Source organism: Streptomyces sparsogenes subsp. cuspidosporus, from assembly GCF_039532705.1.
Lineage (GTDB): Bacteria > Actinomycetota > Actinomycetes > Streptomycetales > Streptomycetaceae > Streptomyces > Streptomyces sparsogenes.
The window spans coordinates 84,742-107,791 of record NZ_BAAASD010000010.1; the positions used below are offsets into that span (position 1 = coordinate 84,742).

12 protein-coding genes, 1 tRNA gene and 1 pseudogene are annotated in these 23,050 nt (G+C 69.5%); 9 read left to right on the plus strand and 5 right to left on the minus strand.

The window, feature by feature from the left end; translation table 11 throughout:
- The first annotated feature begins 248 nt into the window (after positions 1–248).
- On the plus strand, positions 249–5,090 hold the full coding sequence (locus tag ABFY07_RS14955) for a DUF3320 domain-containing protein (protein WP_346174976.1): 4,842 nt from the start codon (positions 249–251) through the stop codon (positions 5,088–5,090).
- 157 nt (positions 5,091–5,247) lie between these two features.
- Here ABFY07_RS14955 and ABFY07_RS14960 read toward each other — a convergent pair whose 3' ends face one another.
- Positions 5,248–7,134 carry a DNA/RNA helicase domain-containing protein gene (locus ABFY07_RS14960; RefSeq protein WP_346174977.1) on the minus strand — a complete coding sequence of 629 codons (1,887 nt, stop codon included), beginning with the start codon at positions 7,132–7,134 and terminating at the stop codon, positions 5,248–5,250.
- Positions 7,135–7,400: 266 nt separating this feature from the next.
- Entirely contained in the window at positions 7,401–9,284 is a 1,884-nt protein-coding gene (locus tag ABFY07_RS14965) for a DNA/RNA helicase domain-containing protein (protein WP_346174978.1), read from the minus strand.
- Positions 9,285–9,592: 308 nt separating this feature from the next.
- Here ABFY07_RS14965 and ABFY07_RS14970 point away from each other — a divergent pair, with 308 nt between their 5' ends.
- Positions 9,593–11,398 (plus strand): HNH endonuclease, encoded by a 1,806-nt coding sequence (locus tag ABFY07_RS14970; RefSeq protein WP_479685635.1) that lies wholly within the window; start codon positions 9,593–9,595, stop codon positions 11,396–11,398.
- A gap of 16 nt (positions 11,399–11,414) precedes the next feature.
- Here the strand turns inward: ABFY07_RS14970 and ABFY07_RS14975 are convergent.
- The 3 genes and pseudogenes from ABFY07_RS14975 to ABFY07_RS14985 all read right to left on the minus strand — a co-directional run.
- A pseudogene (locus ABFY07_RS14975) lies at positions 11,415–11,616 on the minus strand (IS5/IS1182 family transposase); the annotation flags it as partial.
- Positions 11,617–11,817: 201 nt separating this feature from the next.
- Positions 11,818–12,264: a hypothetical protein gene (locus ABFY07_RS14980; protein WP_346174980.1), complete on the minus strand. Its 447-nt coding sequence runs from the start codon at positions 12,262–12,264 to the stop codon at positions 11,818–11,820.
- A gap of 247 nt (positions 12,265–12,511) precedes the next feature.
- A tRNA-Arg gene (locus tag ABFY07_RS14985) sits at positions 12,512–12,583 on the minus strand.
- A 236-nt stretch (positions 12,584–12,819) separates the two neighbouring features.
- Between ABFY07_RS14985 and ABFY07_RS14990 the strand changes: the two genes are divergently transcribed.
- From ABFY07_RS14990 to rho, 7 genes are all read left to right on the plus strand, one after another.
- Complete coding sequence (locus tag ABFY07_RS14990) at positions 12,820–13,263, plus strand: response regulator (RefSeq protein WP_346174981.1); 444 nt, start codon at positions 12,820–12,822, stop codon at positions 13,261–13,263.
- Positions 13,264–13,592: 329 nt separating this feature from the next.
- Positions 13,593–14,780: an ArgS-related anticodon-binding protein NrtL gene (gene nrtL / locus ABFY07_RS14995; RefSeq protein ID WP_346174982.1), complete on the plus strand. Its 1,188-nt coding sequence runs from the start codon at positions 13,593–13,595 to the stop codon at positions 14,778–14,780.
- 19 nt (positions 14,781–14,799) lie between these two features.
- A complete protein-coding gene (gene lysA, locus ABFY07_RS15000; RefSeq protein WP_346174983.1) occupies positions 14,800–16,191 on the plus strand; it encodes a diaminopimelate decarboxylase in 1,392 nt (463 codons plus the stop codon).
- 135 nt (positions 16,192–16,326) lie between these two features.
- Entirely contained in the window at positions 16,327–17,619 is a 1,293-nt protein-coding gene (locus ABFY07_RS15005) for a homoserine dehydrogenase (protein WP_065964597.1), read from the plus strand.
- Positions 17,620–17,707: 88 nt separating this feature from the next.
- The gene (gene thrC / locus ABFY07_RS15010; RefSeq protein WP_346175061.1) at positions 17,708–18,793 is read left to right on the plus strand and encodes a threonine synthase; all 1,086 of its coding nucleotides are present in this window, start codon (positions 17,708–17,710) and stop codon (positions 18,791–18,793) included.
- A 490-nt stretch (positions 18,794–19,283) separates the two neighbouring features.
- Positions 19,284–20,198, plus strand: coding sequence for a homoserine kinase (gene thrB / locus ABFY07_RS15015; protein WP_346174984.1), 915 nt, complete (start codon positions 19,284–19,286; stop codon positions 20,196–20,198).
- Between the two features lie 436 nt (positions 20,199–20,634).
- Complete coding sequence (gene rho / locus ABFY07_RS15020) at positions 20,635–22,806, plus strand: transcription termination factor Rho (protein ID WP_346174985.1); 2,172 nt, start codon at positions 20,635–20,637, stop codon at positions 22,804–22,806.
- Positions 22,807–23,050: the final 244 nt, after the last annotated feature.

The following is a 23,050-nucleotide window of genomic DNA, read 5'->3' on the forward strand; positions in this document are numbered from 1 at the left end:
CATCACCTTCATATCGCATGTGCATCGAGGCCACCGTTTGCGCCATGTCGTGCCTCCTGGGCTGGTAGGTACGGTATGAGGGGGGCTTCTCGGCGGCGGAATGCCCCCATGTGTGCGTTCCTGCCTCTGGAGGTACCGCCCGTATGACATACCGGCATGCGACCGGCGCTGGATATCCCGCGATCAGCGGTCCGGGTCTCAACCGGTTGAGGACCGTTCTGGACAGCTGGCGCGGTTCCCTGCTCGACATGGGCGGACGCAACAGGCTGCTCAACTTCCGTCACACCGGGACGGCCACGCTGGAGATCACCTCCCCCGATGCCGCCGCGGTCCTGGCCGGACTGACGAAAGGCTGGTCCTTCGCTCCCATCGAGGACAGCCATGAGGATGATGAGCCGTTACGGGACGGCCTCTCCCCCTCTGAAAAACCGGGGCCGACGCCCGCGGCCTCGGGACTCGTCACCCACAAGACCCGGCAGTCGGCCCTGGACGCGGCGCTCCGTCGGCTTCGCCGCAGCTCAGGCCAGATGTACAACGACTACGGCCTGTGGGTGCTGTGGCTCGGTGTCGGCATGCTCGACTGGCGGGAAGTCGGCGCTCACGAGAGCAGCTCGGCTCCGCTGTTGCTCGTCCCGGTCGAGCTGCGCCGCGACGGACAAGGCAACATACGGCTGCGTGCCGCCGAATCCCAGGAGCGCATGCACAATCGGGCGCTTGAGGTGAAGCTGGACCAGCTCGGCGTCGACTGGTCGCCGGTGCTGGACGCCGATGTGGCCGACCACGCCGCCGTACTCGCCGCCGCCCGAGCGATCGCAGCGCGGCGGAGCGGCTGGTCGGTCGGCGAGCGGGTGGTCCTCGGACTCTTCTCCTCGTACAAGGAGGCCATGTACCAGGACCTCCGCCAGAACGAGGAGCGCATCCTGGCGCACCCCCTGGTACGGGCTGTCGCCCTCGGCCCCGACTCCGAACTCCCGTCCGACGCGGTCTCCTTCGACCCTCCCGAGCTGGACCGCATCGACGAGATCCAGCTACCCGAGCAGACCCCGCTCGTACTCGACGCCGACGCTTCCCAGCGGCAGTGCATCGCGGCCGCGCTGGACGGCCACTCGTTCGTGATGAACGGCCCTCCCGGGACGGGGAAGAGCCAGACGATCACCAATATGATCGCCGCTCTCATGCATGCGGGCCGCAGTGTCCTCTTCGTCAGCGAGAAGGCCGCGGCCCTCGACGTCGTACGCAATCGGCTGCGTGGCGTCGGCCTCGGGGATTTCGTCCTGGCTCTGCACAGCGGCGATACCACCAAGAAGGCCGTGGCCACGGAACTCGCCCGGGTACTCACGACCGCGGCGCGAGTGAGCGGAGCCGCGGAGCACGAGCTGGAACGGGCGCGTCGGCTGCGCGAGGACCTGTCCCGCTACGCGGCGGCGATGAACCAGCCGCGCGAGCCCCTGGACCGCACCCTGCACGATGTGCTGGGCCGCCTGGTGCTGCTCGAACAGGCCGGCACTCCGCGGTTCACCCTGCGGGCGGACAATCGAAAAGCGGTCCATGCCCTCAGCGCCGGGGTGCTGCAGGACATCATCGCCGCCGCCGAGGCCATCAGCCGGGCCTGGCGGCCGGCCGCCGAGGGGGAGTCGTACGCGTGGCGCGGACTCGTCGGCTCCGCGGGTTCCTCGGCCCTCACAGCGGCATCGGAGGCGGCGGAAGCGCTGGACGCGCTGCGCACGGCTGCGGAGCGCAGGCCCTTCGCGGCCGGGACTCCCGAGCCCCGCACGGTGCATGACGTCCGGCAGACCGTGCGCTCCCTCCGCGACGGACTGCCGGACCGGGCGCCGGTACCGGAAGTCGCTCTCCCCGAGGACGTCTCGGGCGTTCTCGCACAGCTCGCCGACAGCCTCGGCGCGCGCAAGCCGGATACGGCCGGAGCCGCCTTCGCACTGCTGGAACTGACGGATCTGGCCTCCACCGCCCACCGCCCGCCCAGCGGATGGTTCGACCAGGACACTCTGCGCCGGGCCCACCACGCGGCTGGGGAGTTGCGTGGCGCGTTGTCCGCGCTGGCAGAGGCACGCAGTGCGGCCGAGGACGTCTTCGGCGACCGCCTTCTCGACGTGGACGATCTCCCTGCTCTGGTGCGGCGCTTCACAGCGACGCGCGGGATCACCAAGGGCCGGTTCTCCGCGCAGCACAAGGCGGACCGCGAGGCCGTCGCCGCCCTCACGCGGGACGGCGTATGGAACAGGAAGCGGACGGGGCGGCTCGACCAGGCTGTGGCGTGGCATCAAGCCCATGCCCAGGTCACGCGGCTCGCCGATCGGTACGGCGAGCTGCTGGGCCGGTACACGCCCCGCACCGGGGGCGACCTCGTCGCCCTCGATCAGGCATTGGCCACTGCGGATCGCGTCGCCGCACTGTCGGGAGGAGTCGAGCGGCCGGAGCTGCTGATCGCCCACCTGGCTGACGGCGGACACTCCGATGAGGATCTCGGCGGCAACCCTTTCCCCACGCTGCTGGCGCGCAGCGCCCGGGACACGCTGGGTGACTGGTGTAACGCCGCCGCCCAGCGCGTCGAGCGCTGGACCGAGGCCGCGAACGCGCTTCTCGCTCTCTTCGACGACGCGCGGCGGGCACAGCTGTTCCCGGCGCTCCTGGGCACGCTCGACCAGGCCCACCAGGTGGTGGCCACTCTCCTCGCCGACCCGCAGGGCCCGGAGGAATGGCAGGCGTACCGGGGCGGGTTGACCGTACTGGCACGGCACGGAGCCGGGGACCTGGTGTCCCGTGCCGCGGAACGCGCTATCTGCGCGGAACAGTTCCCCGCCGCCGTGGAGTACGCCGTCCTCAAGTCCTGGGCCGACGGCCACCTCGACACCGACGAACGACTGCGTACGACCCGGTCGGCCGACCTCGACGCCCGGGTCGCGAAATTCCAGGAAGCCGACCGGCGGTTGCTTGAGGCGGCGGGCGGCGCCGTGATCGAGGCATGCAACAAGCGCAGACCGCGGAGTTTCCAGTCAGGGGCGGGCAAGCTGATCGTCCGGCAGGCGCAACTCAAACGGAAGCACATGCCCGTACGCGAGTTGCTCAGCCGCACGCGGGAAGTGGTGCGCAGCATCAAGCCGTGCTTCATGATGAGCCCACTGACGGTCAGCCAGTTCCTTCCCGCCGACTACCACTTCGACGTGGTCATCTTCGATGAGGCGTCCCAGGTCCGCCCCGCCGACGCGATCAACTGTATCTATCGGGCCGGATCGCTGGTCGTCGCGGGTGACGAGAGGCAGCTGCCGCCCACCTCCTTCTTCGACTCGGCCGTCGAGGACGACAGCGACGAGTACGACGAGGACGTACCGGAGTCCTTCGAGTCCCTGCTCGATGCCTGTAAAGCCGGCGCGTTGAACGTCCTCCCGCTGCGCTGGCACTACCGCAGCCGTCACGAGGATCTGATCACCTTCAGCAACCGGGAGTTCTACCGGAACTCCATGGTGACCTTCCCCGGGGCGACGGAGCACGGCAACCACGTCGGCGTGGCGTTCTACCACGCGGAAGGTGGTACGTACGACCGGGGCGGCCGGCGTGACAACCCCGTCGAGGCGGAGCTGGTCGCACAGCGGGTCATCCACCATTTCGACACCCGGCCCGACCGCACTCTCGGTGTCGTCGCACTCTCCCAGGCGCAGGCGTCGGCCATCGATCTCGCGGTCCAGCAAGCACGCCTGTCCCGCCCGGACCTCGACGACCGGTTCACCGAGGATCGGCTCGACGGCTTCTTCGTCAAGAACCTCGAATCGGTGCAGGGCGACGAGCGCGACGTCGTGATCATGTCGGTGGGGTATGGCCCCGATGAGCACGGCAAGCTCACCCAGCACTTCGGTCCCATCAACAAGGGTGGAGGCTGGCGCCGCCTCAATGTGGCCGTCACCCGCGCCCGCTATCGCATGGAGGTCGTCGCCTCGTTCCACGGCGACATGCTGGGCGACAGCCAGAACGAGAGCGTCCAGTACCTCAAGCGCTACCTCCAATACGCGAAGGACGGCCCGTCCGTCCTCGCCCAGGACGTGGTGCAGCCGGACGATGCGGCACCCGAGAGCCCCTTCGAGGAGTCGGTACTCAACGTGCTGCGCGACTGGGGCTACGACGTGCAGCCGCAGGTCGGCGTCGCCGGCTTCCGTATCGACATGGGCCTGCGGCATCCGGACGCCCCCGGTTCGTACGCCTTGGGCATCGAGTGCGACGGGGCGATGTACCACTCGTCCAAGGCGGCCCGGGACCGGGACCGGCTGCGCGAAGAGGTCCTCAGGGGGCTGGGCTGGAAGCTCCACCGCATCTGGGGCACGGACTGGTACCGGGGGAGGGCCGCGGCTGAGCAGCGACTGCGGGAAGCGGTCGAGCAGGCGGTCGCGGCGGATCCGCTGATGGCGTCGGTGCGAGAGCAGGCGTCGGCTCCGGCTGCCGGCGCCGGGCTGTCGGGCGAGTCGCCAGGAGAGCCGGGACGCCTGGCGGTCGAGCACGAGCGGGTGCCGGTCGACACCGAGCCGGACCGGCCCTGGAGCGCCTCGTACGAAGTGCCCGAGCTGTATGTGACGCCCTCCGCCGAACTCCACACCCCCGAGGCCCGGCCCGCACTCCGCAGGCTCCTGACCCGGGCCGTGGAGACCGAGGGGCCCATCCACGAGGAGCTGTTGGTGCAGCGTGCCCGCGAGGCATGGGGCGTGGCCAAGGCAGGCCCCCGGATCCGGGAGAACATCCGGCAGGTGGTGCGCGGCCTCAAGCGGTCCGGCACCGTCAGCATGAGCGGTGACTTCATCGACCTGGCCGGACGGGCGGACCTCAGGGCCCGCCATCCGGCTGCCGACGACACGCCGCGCAAGGTCATGCACATAGCCCCCGCGGAGCGACGACTGGCCCTGCGGGAACTCGCGGCGGAGAGCCCAGGTGTGACCGCCGAGGAGCTGATGCGCCTTGCTTGCGACTTCTTCGGCTGGAAGCGGCTGGGTCCGGACATTCGCGCCGCTCTGCAGGCGGATGTCGCCGAGCTGTACGCACAGGGCGTGTTCGTGGGCGCGGAAGGGCGCATCACCGTGGTGGAGTGAAGCGGACTTCCGCCGCAGGGGTATGGGGCAGGGCAGCGGCTGTCGCACGTTGCCCTGCCGCCAAGGAGCCATGCGCCCACCGATCGCCGAGGAGTCCAGCTGTCCGGCAGCACCGGACAGCGACGACAGTCAGCCCCCCGCCCGCCGAGCCGCCGCGTCACACGGAGGCGGGGACGCGGTCCTCGGACTGGATGAGCTCGCGCAGTTTGTCCCGGGTCTCGGCGTCCGTGGAATAGACGACCGTGCCCTTCATACCCCGGGTCAGCAGCACCTTGTACGTGTTGCGGATCAGCCGCGCCACATCTTCATCCGGGGTGGACTTCTTGAACACCGGGTCCTTTGACGCCGACCGGTCGACCACCCAGCGGTCACCGCGCCACACCAGATCCGGACCTAGGATGACGCCGCTCCAGTCGTACTCGAATCCCTGCGCCGTGTACACGCAGCCAACCTGACCGAACCCCGCCGGGTCGGTGGCCCACAGGGCGGACGGGGGTGCGCCCGCCACTCCCCGCTCACCGAAGACGTTCCACGGCCGTGCCCAGTCGCCGATCACCACATCCGCCGGAAGTGCCTCACCTGGGGCGATTTTGGTGGTCCACTTCCAGCAGTAGCCGGCGGACATCCGCGCGCTGTACCCCTGTGCACGTCGGCCATCGAGGTACGCCTCCATGTCCTGAGGGGTCTCAGCCACCAAGAGCTCCATCTTGGCGTCCGGTTCCCAGTGGATGGGTCCGCCGTCCTTCAGCCCCAGCAGTCGCTCGACCCACCGCAGATAGGCGTCGCTGCCGCCACAGCGGAACTGGCCGTTGAGATCCACCCTGGTCACGCGCAGCCCCTTGGCGGTCGCCGCGTCCTCGATCTCGTGAAGCGATCCCATTTCGCCAGGTCGGACGACCTGATGCTCGTCGAGGAGGAAGACCGGAACACGCGCGGCGTCGATCAACTCTTCGACCTGGGGCTTGCCGGTGCGGTTGGCCGCGGGCGTGTAACGGTTGGCGGACGTCTCGCGCATGCGATGCGCTTCATCGCAGATGAGCACGTCTAGACCGTTGCGCTCGGCAGTCATGAAACTGTTGAAGTACTTGAAGAGGTCCTGCACTTCGCGCTTTCGGGTCCCCGCGACCTTACGCATGGTCTTGGTGAAGGAAGCTGACCCCGTGGCGTGCAGCGCGGACCGTCCCTGGCGGTAGAGCTCGCCGAGAAGGGACAGGGCGATGACGCTTTTCCCGCTGCCGGGTCCACCGGTGATGACGATGACTTCCTTGTTGTCCGCCTGCCGGGCGTTCCGCACGGCCTTCAGCACCAACTCGTACGCCACCTTCTGCTCGCTGAGCAACGTGAACTGTTCCCGATTCCGGATCTCGTCGGCTGCGACAGCGATGAGTTGGGTGGACGGCTTGATCTGCCCCGCCTGGAGCGCGTCAGCCATCGACGCACCGGACTGCGGCGCCAGCTGTTCCTGGAGGAACGTGATGAACTCACCGCGCCTGTCACCGGTGAAGAACCGACCGCGCGGACTCTGCCCGGCGACGTCCAGTGCGCCGGCTCCGAAGTCCGTCGCGTTGTGGAGGTACGCGGCGCCGGTGATCCGGTGCTCGTGCCCGTCCAGCGCGCCGTTGAACTTCGCCAGGTACTCGCAGTACCCCCGGACCTGCTCGATCGGGTTCAGTAGCTGACGGCCCCGTATCCCCACCACCTGGCACAGGTTGGGCGCTTCCTCGTCCGGGTGAGCCTCGCTCCACTGCTTCAGCTCGATGACCACGTAAGAAGGTTCGCCGGTCTTCGGATGTACACCGGCGAGTATGGCGTCGGCCCGCTGACTGGTGAGCGGCAGCGAGTACTCCAGCATCACCTCGACCTCGCCGAGGCCCGCATCCAGTACCGCGTTCACGAGGGCCGGGATGGAGTGCTCCCATGAGCGCATCTCGCTCTTGCTGGGCTTGTACCCATGGACGTGCACGAACCGGTCCGCCAGGCGGAAGTACAACCCCCCGGAAAGGATCTCGGCGGCGATCGAGGCGGCGGACTCGCGGATCAACAAGGAAGGCCCCCAGGCAGCACGGAGTTGCTGGAGCGGGTAGGGGCATGTCCTTCGACTTCCCGATGGGTGGATCCCATCAAGAGCGGAAGCCCGGCGGGCCGCGTGAATTCGATGTCAACTCTAGCTCGGCCAAGTGCGGTGCTTTCTGCCGATTGGGTACGAGGGGCGGTGCTCGATGAAGGAGTGGTGTCGGCGAGGCGACGAGGCGGCGCGGCAACTCCTGTCTGGAGGTTGTGCCTGTGCCATGCACTGTTGAACAGAGAGCGTCAGGACGGGGCGTGCGGCAGTACTGTCCGGAGGTACTGCCGGGTCGCGGCGTCGTCGGAGTAGAGACGTGTGCCGCGCACTCCGCGTGTGGCGAGGACGCGGTAGGTGTTCAGCGCGTAGGGCAGGTACTCCTGAGGGGTGAGGCTTCTGAGAGCCGGATCGTGGCTTTCCTCTGGACGCGCCTGCCACCCGTGGGCGGTCCGGGTGATGTCCTTGCCGAGGATGACCGCGCTGTAGTCGTATTCCATCCCCTGGGCGGTGTAGACGCATCCGACCTGGTGCTGCCCGCCCTCGTCGGTGGCCCAGAACGCGCGGCCGGGCACCCCTTCTCCCGCGATGAGCCGGTCGGCCTTGGAGTTCCAAGGACGCGCCCACCGGTGATCTCCCGAAGCGTCGCTCCAGGAAAGGGACACCTCAGGCGACAAAGGGGGTTCGGGCGAGGAGTCCCAGGGCCAGCAGTACCCCGCGGTGATGCGAGCGCTGTGTTCCCGGCGGATGTGACCGGCGACCCATTTCTCGAGCTGTACGGGACTGTCGGCCAAGGCCAGGTCGTAGTCGGCACCAGCCCACCGCGGTGGACGTCCTCCTGGAGAGAAAAGGGCATCCAGCCAGTCCATGTAAGCCCGGGAACCGCTGCACCGGAACTGGGTCGGCAAGTCGATGCATTCGAAGCTGTGATTCATACGGGCAGCCATGCGCCGCAGCTCGTCCACGGTGGTGCCCTCGCCGGGGCGGACGATCTGGTCTTCGTCGAGGAAGAGAACGAGAACGGCGCAGTTCTCCAGCAGCTTGGCCAAAGCATCAGGGAACTCGGCCCTGCGCCAGGTGCGGCCGGTGCGCGCCCGATGTGCTTCATCAAGCAGTACGACGCTCCTGTCCTTGTCCAGGACGCGCGGAAGGCCGCTGGTCCAGGTGGCGATCAGACCCTTGGCCAATTCACCTGCGGCGCGGTTGAGCTGCTGCGTCAGTGTGGCCGAGGGGGACAGTAGCCGGGGGTTCGCCTCGGGGTGTCCGCAGAGATCGCCCAGGAGCCGTAGGGCGATGGCGGTCTTTCCGGTGCCCGGCCCGCCGGTGACAACGACGACGTGCCCGTCATGACTGCCGCGGCCGGCGCGGATGGCCTGGTAGATGAGCTGGCGCGCCTTGTCCTGTTCTCCGATGAGACGAAACGCTTCGCTGCCGGCGATGTTCGCGGCCACCTTCGCCAGAAGCTTCGGGGACGGACGGTGGCGCGCGTCCAGGAACGCGGTGATCCTCTCTGGCGCTGCCATGCGAAGGCCCGAGCAGCGGAGGCGTTCGGCGAGCACGTGCGGAGCGGCATCCAGGGAAAGGTCCTGGGCGCCGAGCACTGGGTAGCTGGCACTGGGCCCCGAGCCCAGACGCTCACGCAGGTGAGCTATCAGATCCGGAGGCGCTTCTTGGAGCAGGGCGACGCCTTCCACTTCCAGGTCCAGCTCGGCGGGGAGCCAGTCGTTGAGGTAGTTCACATAGCCGCCGACCTGACGAGCCGGGTGCAGCACCGCTCTCTCCCCGACCTGGAGCATCCCGGGCCCCGCGGCATGGGGCCGTGCGTGGGTCCACTGCTTGAGTTCGATGACCACGCTGGTCAGACCCTTGGCAGCGGCCTGGTGACCGAGCAGGAGCGCATCGATGCGTTGGCTCGTGCCGGGCAGCTCGTACTCCAGCAAGAGATGCAGGTCACCCAGCTCGGCCGCCGACAGGATCCGGAGCAGCGAGGGCCAGCTCCGCGACCAGCTGCGTTGCTCGGCTTCCCCTGGGGGACGACCATGGATCTCGGCATACGTCTCGGCGCACTCGGCCACGAAGGCCGGATCGGCCACTCGCGCGGCCGCCTCGGTCACCGTTCCTCCGAAAATATGCATGCCGACGATCTATAGCAGGCCCCTCCGTAGGGCGGCCACGCCAAGATCTCAGCCATCACACGCTGCTTCCGGTCACCCGTGCGATGGCCTCAGGAAACTCGCTGGTGACTGGGGCTGACGTCCTGAACGGCTTGTCCGCCGGACCTGACCCTCGGTCGGCAAGCAGTGGACCGAGTCGGGGCAGACCCGCCATGTCCGCGGTGTCGGGGCGGGTGCCCCCCCCTGCGGCACCGACTGCGACGATGCGCGGAGACCTGGCGATCCAGTGTGGAGCGGCCTTGTCATATCTTCCTACTAATCTTCCTGGCATGGGACTTGGGGATGTGACGCGTGCAGGAGTGCTGGCGGCTGTCAAGGAGTGTCAGTACTTGGGGCGCGAGAATTTTCGCCGCAGCCACGGCTTTGGCCGGGCCAAGACCTACGAGCTTGTCCTGGACGGAGTCCGCTATGACTCGAAGGCCATCGCGGGTGTAGCGCACCTGTACTCGGTCGGCAGCCCGCTGTCGGCTGGTGACTTCAGCGGTGGCGCTCGAACAGTGGCACATCGTCTGCGTGCACTCGGCTTCACCGTGGAGGACGGCACTGCCGGCGAGGACGGGCCGCGGCAGGCAGCAGCACAGTTGGTCCTCCAGCCCCGTGGCGGAGCTCGGCATCGCGGGCGGCAAAATTTTGTCAAATCAGTACGGCGAGGCGTTGAGATAGCAACACTTGAGGATGCGCTTGGGGAGCAGGCGGATGTGCTTGCCGCGTTGTACCCGGACGGAATCGCTCGGCTGTGGGGAGCCACTCCCACCCAGCAGGCCAACAACGAGAAGGTGAAGGCCTTGCGGAACCGGCGCGTTGGCGACGACGTGCTGTTCTATACAGAGAACCATTTCATCGCCCGCGCCCGCATCATCCACCTGTTCGACAGTGCGCAGGTGGCACAAGCGGTCTGGGGGATCGACGAAGGCAATGCCACCTGGGAACACATCATGGCGCTGGGGGACGTAGAGGAATTCTCCACCCCCGTTCTCGCGGCGCCGATACTACGGATCCTGAATGTGCGAGCGCCCTTGCGGAGCCTCACCCTGCGCTCCGCAGAGGACTACCGCCGCGTTGTCGATCAGCTCCCGGAGAGGCGTCAATCGCTGCTTTCCGCACCTTCGGTAACACCCCCTGCCGCCTCTTATCCGCGACTGACTGCTGGAGATTTGCTGGACCGGATTGGCTCCCTCAACACTCATCGGCATCCGAAGCACCGTGCCCCCAGCCGTCACCAGCCATTGGCTCTGTTGTGGGCGATTTCTCGGATCGCCGCGGGTAAGCCGCGCCTGGCGCCGTGGGCACAGTTCAGCACGGAGGTCCGCCCGCTTCTGGCCGAGTTCGGCCTACCCAACTCAAAGATCACGCCCGAGTATCCCTTCTGGCATCTACAGGGAAACGACCTGTGGGAGGTGCACGGGATTCCGAGTGAGGCCGGTCCCATGCCGCAAGTCGGGGTTTTTAACGCGGTGCAACCCGTGGCAGGCCTGACATATGAGACCGCCGAACTGCTGCAGAACCCTTTGGTCCGCCTGCAGGCTGTGGTCAAGCTGTGCAGCACCTACCTCGACGGTGTCGATCAGAGGGTGTTGCTCAGCAAGGTCGGTCTCGCGGGGTATGCGACAGCCGACGGTCTCCTCGATGGCGTCGGGGACGATCACAGCGAAGAGCTCCCCGACGAGGAGAGGGCACCCGGCGCAACTGCCCGGAGGGATGTCACTACCTCACGACTGGTCCGCGATTCCGCCCTAGCGAAAAAGGTCAAGGAGCTGCACGATCACTCTTGCCAGGTATGTGGCACCCGCCTGCAGTACAAGGGCAGGCCATATAGCCAGGCCTCTCACATCCGTGGCCTCGGCTCTCCGCATGACGGCCCGGACGAGCTGCCGAACCTGCTGTGCCTGTGCCCCAACCATCACGTCCTCTTCGACGGACTGGAGATCTACATCGACGCTGACGGTGTCGTGAGGCAGACCCAGGGAGACGAGTCGCTGGGGCTCCTTCGCCGACACGCTGGCCACCGGATCGATGAAACGTATCTGCGCTATCACCGGACTCTGTGTGAGCTCACCAAGCTGGCCGGAGAGTGAAAGCTCACGTACGACCTTCCCGCAGAGTTAGATTTGTCCGCCAGTACGCGGCAACCAGCAGCACCCGGTCCTCCCCCGTCGGCCCCCAGGGTTGGTCCCTGCCGGCCGGATCCGCATCCTCACGCCGCAGTGCGGTGAACGGCTTTCCGAACTGCCGCGGGCTCAGCCCCGTGAACGGGTCACCGGGAGGGCTCCGACGCCGTGATCACACCGTCCACGACGAGATCGTCTCACCGGCGGGGCCCAGGTCAGGAGCCGCGGCGGCCCTTGGACAGAACTCAATGGTCCCGTCGGCATCGTGGCGGTGAGCATCATGACCGGATTAGGAAGGGCCTGGGGGAGGAGCCGGGGCCGGAGGAGTAGAGCGGGGCGGTCTGCCGCCCTTGAAATGCCCGTAGGAATCAGGGGATTACGTGCTGTTACCGCACGTCAGAGGAGGCAAGCTTTACGAAGTGCTCCAAGGCATCTCGTGCCTGCGCACCAAGGGCGCTCAGTTCTGCCCTGTCGTCTGCTTTGTGCGTCTCGTTCGTCAGTTCATAGGCGTGGCGTGCGGCTTCGATCACTGTTGCACTGCTGGCTATGAGTTGGACGCGGAACAGCGCGTGGAGGGCGACGCCGCGAAGGCGGTATGCCTCAGTGCGAGCTTGGAGGCAGGCGGAGCTGGTCCGGTCCTCGTTCTTCCGGTGCCAGCGGTCTTGCTGCCCCCGCCTGAACTCGGTCACCGCTCCGGCAAAGTCGCTGTACACGGTCATGCGTTCTGAGCGGAGTTGCTGCTGAGCCGCGAACGCTTGGTCGCGGGCAGCTGTTCGACGTTGAAAGAGGTATGTCATGCCAACGCCGAGCAGCGTCCCCAGGACTGCGATCAAGGCTGACAGCACACCGTCCACAATGGAGCAGCACATCACAAGATCGCCTGCATGCCCAGAGGGCCGAGTTCTCGTGGGTCCACCGAAAGTAGTCCTGAGCTGCCCAGAAGCCCCTCAAGATCATTACGTGGTCATTGCATGATCACTGTCATAGGGCTGCCTTCGGCGGCATCCGGCTGTGCATACACCAAGACCCCGCATCCAGCGTCTTGGCTGATGGCGGGGTCTTGCGACACTTACACAGAAGTGCCCCCGGCAGGATTCGAACCTGCGCACACGGCTCCGGAGGCCGTTGCTCTATCCCCTGAGCTACGGGGGCGGTGTCGTTGCTGTTCGCTCCGACGGGTAGAACCCTACCAGCTCGGTGGGGGTGGTCATGAACGCTTTCCGAGGGGCGGGGGAGGCGGGGTCGCTGGCGGAGGTGAGGGTGGGGAGCGGCGGCGGTATACCGCATTCCGGGCGTGCGCGGTGGCGTCTTGCGGAAAGGTCCCCCGCACGTGGCGGAAGTGGGCAAAACCCGGACGCAGCGATGGGTGCGCGCCTACCCTTCGAGATGTGCCTGGCTTGTCCGGCCGGGTCCTTGTTGTTGATGACAACAAGGTCATCCGGCAGCTGATCAGGGTCAACCTCGAGCTTGAGGGCTTCGAGGTCGTGACCGCGGCCGATGGTGCCGAGTGCCTGGAGATCGTTCACCAGGTGCGGCCCGATGTGATCACTCTGGATGTCGTGATGCCCAGACTGGATGGGCTGCATACGGCGTCCCGGTTGCGTGCTGATGCTCGAACGTGTCATGTGCCCGTCGCGATCATCAGCGCGTGTACGCAGTACGAGGTGGATAACGGCAGGGCGGCGGGGGTGGATGCGTTCCTTGCGAAGCCCTTTGATCCCGCTGCGATGGTGGACCTGGTGCGACGGTTGATGGCGCGGGCCGCCGAGGCGGCCGGTGCCGTGGCGCCCGGGGGTGCGGAGTCGGAGTCCGTGGTGGGCCCCACCGGCTGAGTCCGGAGGGTTCCCCCGAGCCTCCCGAGCCCCCAGCTCCACCTGCTGGGTTCCCCGGGGCCCACTGGCTGAGCCCCGGGGGTGGGCCTGCTTCTGTGGCGGGTCGGCTTTGGGCGGTGCTTGCCTCCCGGCTTCGGGGGCAGGGCGGCTTCGCTTCGGTGCTTGCCTCGCGGCTGCGGCTTCGCGTCCGTTCCGGCGCCTCCGCCTCCGCCCCTGCGCGCTGCCCTGCGCCTTCGCGCCGTTCCTGCTTCCGCGCGCCGCCCTGCCCCGCCGTCCGCCCTGCGAAACCCATTCGCGGGGGCGCCCCCCTCCTCCCATACGCTTGTGCCGTGACACCCGCCCAGCTCTCCCGCACCGTGCTGCAGACAGTGCGTCGTGCCGTCGAGGCCGACGAGCTGCGGCTGGCTGTGCTGCCGGAGCGGGTGAAGGTGCGGACTCCGCCGCGGGCGGGGTGTGGGGATTACGCGACGAATGTGGCGCTGCAGCTCGCCCAGGGCCTGGATGGCGGAGGGCCGGCGGTGGCGTTGCGGGTGGCTGAGGTTTTGCGGCGGCGGCTGGTGGGGGAGCCCGGGATCGCCGGGGTGGAGATCGCCGGGCCTGGGTTCTTGAACATCACCGTCGAGGCTGAGGGCCATGCCGAGCTGGTGCGGGGTGTGCTGGAGCGTGGTGAGGACTACGGGCGCTCGGACGCCTTGGCCGGGGGGCCTGCCGTGAGGCTTGCGCCCGGGCGGGATGTGCGGGCGGCTGTTGTCGGGGCTGCTGTGATTCGGCTGGTGGCTTTTTGCGGGGGTGAGGCCCTGGTCGTCGGCACCGGTGCCGCTGCCGGTGGTGAGGTCCCGGAGGGCTATCCGGTCCCGGAGGGCGACTCCGGCGAGGTCCTGGCCGTGCGGCCCGTCGAGGACGGCCCCCGCCAGGTCCTGGCTGTGCCGCCCGTCGAGGACGGCCCCCGCCAGGTCCTGGCTGTGCCGCCCGTCGAGGACGGCCCCCTCGAGGTCCTCCCCATGCGCCCCGTCGCCGTCAGCGCCCCCGAGCTGCTCGCCCGGCTCGGGATCGACGCCGCCCGTTGGGCGCTGCTGCGGCCCGCCGCGCATGATCTGCCCGATCTGGAGCCGCGTCGGCTCCTCGCCCAGCGGGAGAGCAATCCGCTCTTCCGCGTGCGGTACGCCCACGCCCGCGTACGGGCCCTGGTCAGGAATGGGCGGCAGCTGGGCGTTCACAGCAGCCCTGACGGGCCCTACCGCCATCCCGCCGAGGTTGCGCTGATCGCGACGATCGCCGACTGTCCCCGGCTCATCGAATCTGCCGCCCGCCACCGCGCTCCCGACCGGCTCGCCCGGCATCTCGAGGCTGTCGCCGACGCCTTCTTCCGCTTTCATGACGCGTGCCCGCCCCTGCCGTGCGGCGAGGAGAAACCCATGGCCGCCCACCGTTCCCGGCTGGCCCTTGCCGAGGCCGCCGGGGCGGTGCTCGCCGGTGGCCTGCATCTGCTCGGCATCAGCGCACCGGAACATCTGTGAGACACCTGAGAGAGACGCCATGAGCCGTTCCGCACACCCCGCCGGGCCCCGTTACGCCGATGTGCTGCCCGAGGGGCACTACATCGCGCCGCCCACCGATCTCAACGCGCTCGATCCGCGGGTGTGGGCCCGTACGGTCGGCCGGAACGCCGACGGGGTGGTCACCGTCGGCGGGGTGGATGTGAAGACGCTGGCCGAGGAGTTCGGGACGCCCGGGTACTTCCTCGACGAGGCCGACTTCCGGGCCCGCTGCCGGGCGTGGCGGGAGGCTTTCGGTGCGGATGCCGATGTGTTCTACGCCGGGAAGGCCTTCCTGTGCCGCGCCGTGGTGCGCTGGCTGAACGAGGAGGGGCTGAACCTGGACGTGTGCTCCGCTGGGGAGCTGGCCACGGCCCTGGCGGCCGGGATGCCGGCCGAGCGGATCGCGCTGCACGGGAACAACAAGAGCGAGGCGGAGATCCGCCGGGCCGTCGAGGCCGGGGTGGGACGGATCGTGCTGGACTCGTTCCAGGAGATCGTCCGGGTCGCGCACATCGCGGAGCGGCTGGGGAAGCGGCAGCGGGTGCAGATCCGGGTCACCGTGGGCGTCGAGGCGCACACCCATGAGTTCATCGCGACCGCGCACGAGGACCAGAAGTTCGGCATTCCGCTGGCCGGCGGGCTGGCCGCGGAGGCGGTGCGGCGGGCGCTGAAGCTGGACGGGCTCGAGCTCATCGGTGTCCACTCGCACATCGGGTCGCAGATCTTCGACACCTCCGGCTTCGAGGTGGCCGCCCACCGCGTGGTGGGGCTGCTCAGGGAGGTCCGCGACGAGCACGGCGTCGAGCTGCCCGAGATCGACCTCGGCGGCGGCCTCGGCATCGCGTACACCTCCGAGGACGACCCCCGCGAGCCGCACGAGATCGCCAAGGCGCTGCGCGACATCGTCCACCGGGAGTGCGAGAGCGCCGGGCTGGCCGTGCCGCGGCTGTCGGTGGAGCCGGGGCGGGCGATCGCCGGGCCGACGGCGTTCACGCTGTACGAGGTGGGGACGGTCAAGGAGCTGCCGGGGCTGCGGACCTACGTCAGCGTCGACGGCGGGATGTCCGACAATATTCGTACCGCCCTGTACGACGCCGAGTACTCGGTGGCGCTGGTCTCCCGCACCTCCACCGCCGAGCCGATGCTGTCCCGGGTCGTCGGCAAGCACTGCGAGTCCGGCGACATCGTCGTACGGGACGCCTTCCTGCCCGCCGACCTGGCGCCCGGGGACCTGATCGCCGTCCCCGCCACCGGGGCGTACTGCCGCTCCATGGCGAGCAACTACAACCACGCGCTCCGTCCGCCCGTCGTCTCGGTGGCGGACGGACGGGCGCGCGAGATCGTCCGGCGGGAGACGGAGGAAGATCTCCTGCGGCTTGATGTCGGTTAGCACGGCCGGCGGCCGGCCTGGTGAGCGGTCGGCTCGGCTGGCGAGAAACAAATCTCGGATACTGGACCAGGGATAGAAAGTCCCATCCAGTGCGTGAGACTGGAGCACCACCTAGATGGATGAGAAAGAGGTCGGATGATGCGTACGCGTCCGCTGAAAGTGGCGCTGCTGGGCTGTGGAGTGGTCGGCTCAGAGGTGGCGCGCATCATGACGACGCACGCGGCCGACCTCACGGCGCGCATCGGCGCCCCGGTCGAGCTGGCCGGGGTCGCCGTGCGCCGCCCCAACCGGGTGCGGGAAGGGGTGCCGGCCGAGCTGGTCACCACCGACGCCACCGCCCTGGTCAAACGCGGGGACATCGACGTGGTCGTCGAGGTCATCGGGGGCATCGAGCCCGCCCGCACGCTCATCACCACCGCCTTCGAGCACGGCGCCAGCGTGGTGTCCGCGAACAAGGCGCTGGTCGCCCAGGACGGCGCGGCGCTGCACGCGGCCGCGCAGGAGCGTGGCGCGGACCTGTACTACGAGGCGGCGGTCGCGGGCGCGATCCCGCTGGTGCGGCCGCTGCGCGAGTCCCTGGCCGGGGACACGGTCAACCGGGTCCTGGGCATCGTCAACGGCACCACCAACTTCATCCTCGACCGGATGGATACCAGCGGCGCCGGGTACAGCGAGGCGCTGGACGAGGCCACCGCGCTCGGGTACGCCGAGGCCGACCCGACCGCCGACGTGGAGGGCTTCGACGCCGCCGCGAAGGCCGCGATCCTGGCCGGGATCGCCTTCCACACCCGGGTCACCCTGGACGATGTGCACCGCGAGGGCATCACCGAGGTCACCGCCGCCGACATCGCCTCCGCCAAGCGCATGGGCTGCACGGTCAAGCTGCTGGCGATCTGCGAGCGCGCGGCGGACGGCCGGTCGGTCACCGCCCGGGTGCACCCCGCCATGATCCCGCTGAGCCATCCCCTCGCCTCCGTCCGCGAGGCGTACAACGCGGTCTTCGTCGAGGCGGAGGCCGCCGGGCGGCTGATGTTCTACGGGCCCGGGGCCGGCGGCTCGCCGACCGCCTCGGCCGTCCTCGGCGACCTGGTCGCCGCCTGCCGCAACAAGCTGGCCGGGACCACCGGGCCGGGCGAGTCCGCCTACACCCGGCTGCCCGTGAGCCCCATGGGCGATGTGATCACGCGCTACCACATCAGTCTGGACGTCGCCGACAAACCGGGTGTGCTCGCCCAGGTCGCGACGGTCTTCGCCGAGCACGGCGTGTCCATCGACACGGTCCGGCAGCAGGGCAAGGACGGTGAGGCGTCCCTCGTCGTGGTCACCCACCGGGCGAGCGACGCCGCCCTCACGGCGACCGTGGAGGCGCTGCGCCGGCTCGACACGGTCCGCGATGTCGCGAGCATCATGCGGGTCGAGGGCGAGTAGGCGCCCAGGGGACATCAGCCCAGGGGAGATCAGGGGACCAGGGGAGTAAAGGAAGATCATGAACACAATCGCCGACGCCGGGCCCGCGATGTCCGGCACCCGCCAGTGGCACGGCTGGCGGGGCATCATCGAGGAGTACCGCGACCGGCTGCCGGTCAGCGCGACGACCCCCGTCGTCACCCTGCGCGAGGGCGGCACCCCGCTCGTCCCCGCCCAGGTGCTCTCCGAGCGCACGGGCTGCGAGGTGCACCTCAAGGTCGAGGGCGCCAACCCGACCGGGTCTTTCAAGGACCGCGGCATGACGATGGCCATCAGCATGGCCAAGGAGGCCGGCGCCCAGGCCGTCATCTGCGCCTCCACCGGCAACACCTCGGCCTCCGCCGCCGCCTACGCGGTACGGGCCGGCATGGTGTGCGCCGTGCTGGTGCCGCGGGGCAAGATCGCGCTGGGCAAGATGGGCCAGGCACTGGTCCACGGCTCCAAGATCCTCCAGGTCGACGGCAACTTCGACGACTGCCTGACGCTGGCCCGCGGGCTGTCCGAGAAGTACCCGGTGGCGCTGGTCAATTCGGTCAACCCGTCGCGCATCGAGGGGCAGAAGACCGCCGCGTTCGAGATCGTCGACATGCTCGGCGACGCGCCCGACATCCATGTGCTGCCGGTCGGCAACGCGGGCAACATCACCGCCTACTGGAAGGGCTACAAGGAGTACGCGGCGAACGGCCCGCTCGGCGCGCCCGCCTCCCGTACACCCCGGATGTGGGGGTTCCAGGCGGCCGGCGCGGCGCCCATCGTGCGCGGTGAGCCGGTCAAGGACCCGAGCACCATCGCCACCGCGATCCGCATCGGCAACCCGGCCTCCTGGGTCTTCGCCGAGCAGGCGCGCGACGAGTCGCACGGCCTCATCGACGCGGTGACCGACCGTCAGATCCTGGCCGCCTACCGGCTGCTCGCCGCCCAGGAGGGCGTCTTCGTCGAGCCGGCCTCCGCGGCGAGCGTCGCGGGTCTGCTGAAGGCCGCCGAGCAGGGCCTCGTCGACCCCGGTCAGCGCATCGTGTGCACGGTGACCGGAAACGGGCTCAAGGACCCGGACTGGGCGGTGGCGGGCGCGCCGCAGCCGGTCACGGTGGCGGTGGACGCGGACGCGGCTGCCGAGCGGCTCGGGCTGGCCTGATACGCGCCTCGGGCCGGTCTGATGCCGGGTGGCCTGAGCCAGGCCGGCCTGGTCCCGGGTGGCCTCCCGGGTGGCTTGAGCCAGGGTGGCCTCATCCCGGGTGGCCTGATACGCGGCCCCGGCCGGCCCGATCCCCGGCCTCAGGGCCTTTGACGCATACGGCGCCGGGCCCCGGCGGAGACTCTCCCCGGGGCGCCCGGCGCCGCTGCTCAAGATCCACTAGAGTGTGGGCGGAGACGCCCGGGAGCGAGGAGGGCGCGCAGAACGCTCCAGTAGAGTGGTCGCGGGCGGCGAGAGGGAGCGCGACACGCACCGTGCGCCTCCCGTGCGCCCTATGTCGCCACAGAACCTTCCTTCGATAGGCTGTACTGAATCCGCCCCGACGCAGAGCAGCCGCCTCTGCGCGGCGTCGCCGTACTCCCGTCACGGCCCTCGCGGTGTTCCGTACCTCTTCGAGCAATCCCAGTCACACAAGGAGAGTCATCGAGCGATGGCCGGTCCAGCGTTCCGCGCCGCCGCCGTCCGAGTGCGCGTGCCCGCCACGAGCGCCAACCTCGGTCCCGGCTTCGACGCCCTCGGCCTGGCCCTTGGGCTCTACGACGACGTGGTGGTCCGGGTCGCCGATGCCGGTCTGCACATCGACATCGCGGGCGAGGGCGCCGAGACGCTGCCGCGCGACGAGAGCCATCTGCTCGTACGATCCCTGCGTACCGCCTTCGACCTGCTGGGCGGACAGCCGCGCGGTCTCGAGGTCGTCTGCGCCAACCGGATCCCGCACGGCCGGGGCCTGGGCTCCTCCTCGGCCGCCATCTGCGCCGGGATAGTCGCGGCCCGCGCGGTGACCATAGGCGGCGCCGAGCGGCTCGACGACGAGGCGCTGCTGGAGCTGGCCACCGAGATCGAGGGCCACCCCGACAATGTCGCCGCCTGTCTGCTCGGCGGTTTCACCCTCGCCTGGACGGACGCGGGAGCCGCCCGGGCGATCAGAATGGGCCCCTCCGATTCCATCGTTCCGGTGGTCTTCGTGCCCGGTCGGCCGGTGCTCACGGAGACCGCGCGGGGGCTGCTGCCGCGCACCGTCCCGCATGTGGACGCCGCCGCGAACGCGGGGCGGGCGGCGCTGCTGGTGGAGGCCCTGACCAGGCGTCCCGAGCTGCTGCTCGCGGCGACGGAGGACCGGCTGCACCAGGAGTACCGGGCTCCGGCGATGCCCGAGAGCGTGGCCCTGGTGAACCGACTGCGCGCGGACGGCGTCCCCGCGGTCATCTCCGGCGCGGGCCCCACGGTGCTCGCGCTGGTCGAAGACGGTGCGGCCGACAAGGTCGCACGGCTGGCGGGCGAGGGATGGGCGGCCAATCGGCTGGCTCTCGACGCCGGGGGGGCGAGCGTCCTGCCGCTCACCTGACACCGCGGACACCGCGGACGCCGGGGCGGCCCAGGCGGCCTCGGGGTCCGAAAAACTCGATAGCCGGTCTTGGAGAGGGGGAATGTTTGTTGGATCCGGTAGTGTTAATCTCAAGTCTGCACTTGATGCCTCATGCTCGGAGTGATCGCCGGGCTGGAAGGCGCAGTGCTCAGTGTCCCCATCCGGGACCACCCTTCTTCCGGGAGCCTCCCACACTGCCTGAGCAGCCTGCCTGAGCAGTACCGAGCACGCTCCGGAATCGGCGTGGCGGATCAAGGCGAAGCCATCCGTCGCGTCGGGAACCAATGAATTGATCTCTCCGCCGTACCTGGCGGACCACCGCCCCGGCCGGTCCGCACGAGAAGGACCACAGCCGGACAGCACAACCGGTCGCCGAGCCAGACAGGCCGACGCCCGCTCCAGGGAAGGACCCTTCGTGAGCGACACCACCGATCTGATGGGCGTGAACGCCTCCGGCACCTCCGACAGCGGTGTCGGCAATGCCGCTCCCGCCACGGACGCTCCCGCCGCGCCTGCCACCGGTGCTGCCACTGGCGCTGCCCCGCGGCGACGCCGCTCGGGCACCGGCCTCGACGCCATGGTCCTGGCCGAGCTGCAGCAGCTCGCCTCGAGCCTCGGTATCAGGGGCACCGCGCGGATGCGCAAGAGCCAGCTGATCGAGGTCATCAAGGAGAAGCAGGCCGCCGGCTCCGGCGCCTCCGCCGAGGCCGCCCCCGCCACCGCGGAGGGGGTGACGAAGCCCAAGCGCCGCACGACCTCGCGGGCCCGTACGGGCGACGAGGGCGGCGAGCCGGCCGCGGCCAAGGCCGACGGCAAGACCGAGGCCGCCAAGGACGAGAAGGCCGCGAAGGCGGAGAAGGCCACCGCCCAGCAGCAGATCGAGATCCCGGGCCAGCCCGGCGAGCCCGCCGCCGACGAGCAGCCTGCCGAGGGGCGCCGCCGCCGTCGGGCGACCGCGCCGGTCACCACCACCGACACCGCGGCCACCGCCACCGCCGTCGACACCAGGACGGAGGCCAAGGCCGAGGCCGCCACCAAGACCGAGACGAAGGCCGACGCGAAGGCCGAGGCCGCCGCGGACACCGCCGAGGGCAAGGGCGGCAAGGGCCAGGACCGCGCCGAGCGCGGCCAGAAGGGCGACCGCCGGGAGCGCGGACAGCGCGAGCGCGACGGCCGTGAGGGCCGCGAAGGCCGTGACGGTCGTGAGGGCCGCGAAGGCCGTGACGGTCGTGACCGCCGCGGCGGCAAGGGCGAGGACGGCGCCGCGCAGGGCGGCGGCCGCCAGCAGCGCGACGGCCGTGGCCAGGGCCAGCAGCAGCGCGCCGAGGACACCGACGACGACTTCGACGGCGGGCGCCGCGGGCGCCGCGGCCGCTACCGCGACCGCCGTGGCCGCCGTGGCCGCGACGACTTCGGCAACGAGCCGCAGGTGTCCGAGGACGACGTCCTGATCCCCGTCGCGGGCATCCTCGACATCCTCGACAACTACGCGTTCATCCGGACCTCCGGCTACCTGCCGGGCCCGAACGACGTGTACGTCTCCCTCGCCCAGGTCCGCAAGAACGGCCTGCGCAAGGGCGACCACGTCACCGGCGCGGTCCGCCAGCCGCGCGAGGGCGAGCGCCGCGAGAAGTTCAACGCGCTGGTCCGCCTCGACTCGGTCAACGGCATGGCGCCCGAAACCGGCCGCGGGCGGCCGGAGTTCGGCAAGCTGACCCCGCTCTACCCGCAGGACCGACTGCGTCTGGAGACCGAGGCGGGCGGGCTGACGACCCGCATCATCGACCTGGTCGCGCCGATCGGCAAGGGACAGCGCGGTCTGATCGTGGCCCCGCCGAAGACCGGTAAGACCATGATCATGCAGGCGATCGCCAACGCGATCACCCGCAACAGCCCCGAGTGCCACCTGATGGTCGTCCTGGTCGACGAGCGTCCGGAAGAGGTCACCGACATGCAGCGGTCGGTCAAGGGCGAGGTCATCTCCTCCACCTTCGACCGCCCGGCCGAGGACCACACCACCGTCGCCGAGCTGGCCATCGAGCGGGCCAAGCGCCTGGTCGAGCTGGGTCACGACGTGGTCGTCCTGCTGGACTCGATCACCCGTCTGGGCCGCGCGTACAACCTCGCCGCGCCCGCCTCGGGCCGCATCCTGTCCGGTGGTGTCGACTCGACCGCGCTCTACCCGCCGAAGAAGTTCTTCGGCGCCGCGCGCAACATCGAGGACGGCGGCTCGCTGACCATCCTGGCCACCGCGCTGGTCGAGACCGGCTCGCGGATGGACGAGGTGATCTTCGAGGAGTTCAAGGGCACCGGCAACATGGAGCTTCGGCTCGACCGGAAGCTCGCCGACAAGCGCATCTTCCCGGCGGTCGACGTCGACGCGTCCAGCACCCGCAAGGAGGAGATCCTCCTCGCGCCGGAGGAGCTGAACATCGTCTGGAAGCTGCGCCGGGTGCTCCACGCGCTCGACTCGCAGCAGGCGATCGAGCTGCTCCTGGACAAGATGAAGCAGACGAAGTCCAACGCCGAGTTCCTGATGCAGATCGCCAAGACCACGCCCACCCCGGGCAACGGCGACCGCGACTGACCAGCGGCGCGCGCCTCATGTGACGAGGGCCTCCCGGCACCGGCCGGGAGGCCCTCGTCGCGTCCGTCACGTCGCCATGAGATCTGGGACACATCTCCCGCCTCACCCGCCGACCGGTGCGATCTCGGTCATACGCGAGGAATCCGCAGGTCAGCGGGGTGGGCCCGGGAGGACGACCGGTGGCGGGGGCGAGCGGGCGTCCGCCGGGCCGGGAAACCCGCGTATGCAACCCTGGCGCTCGGCC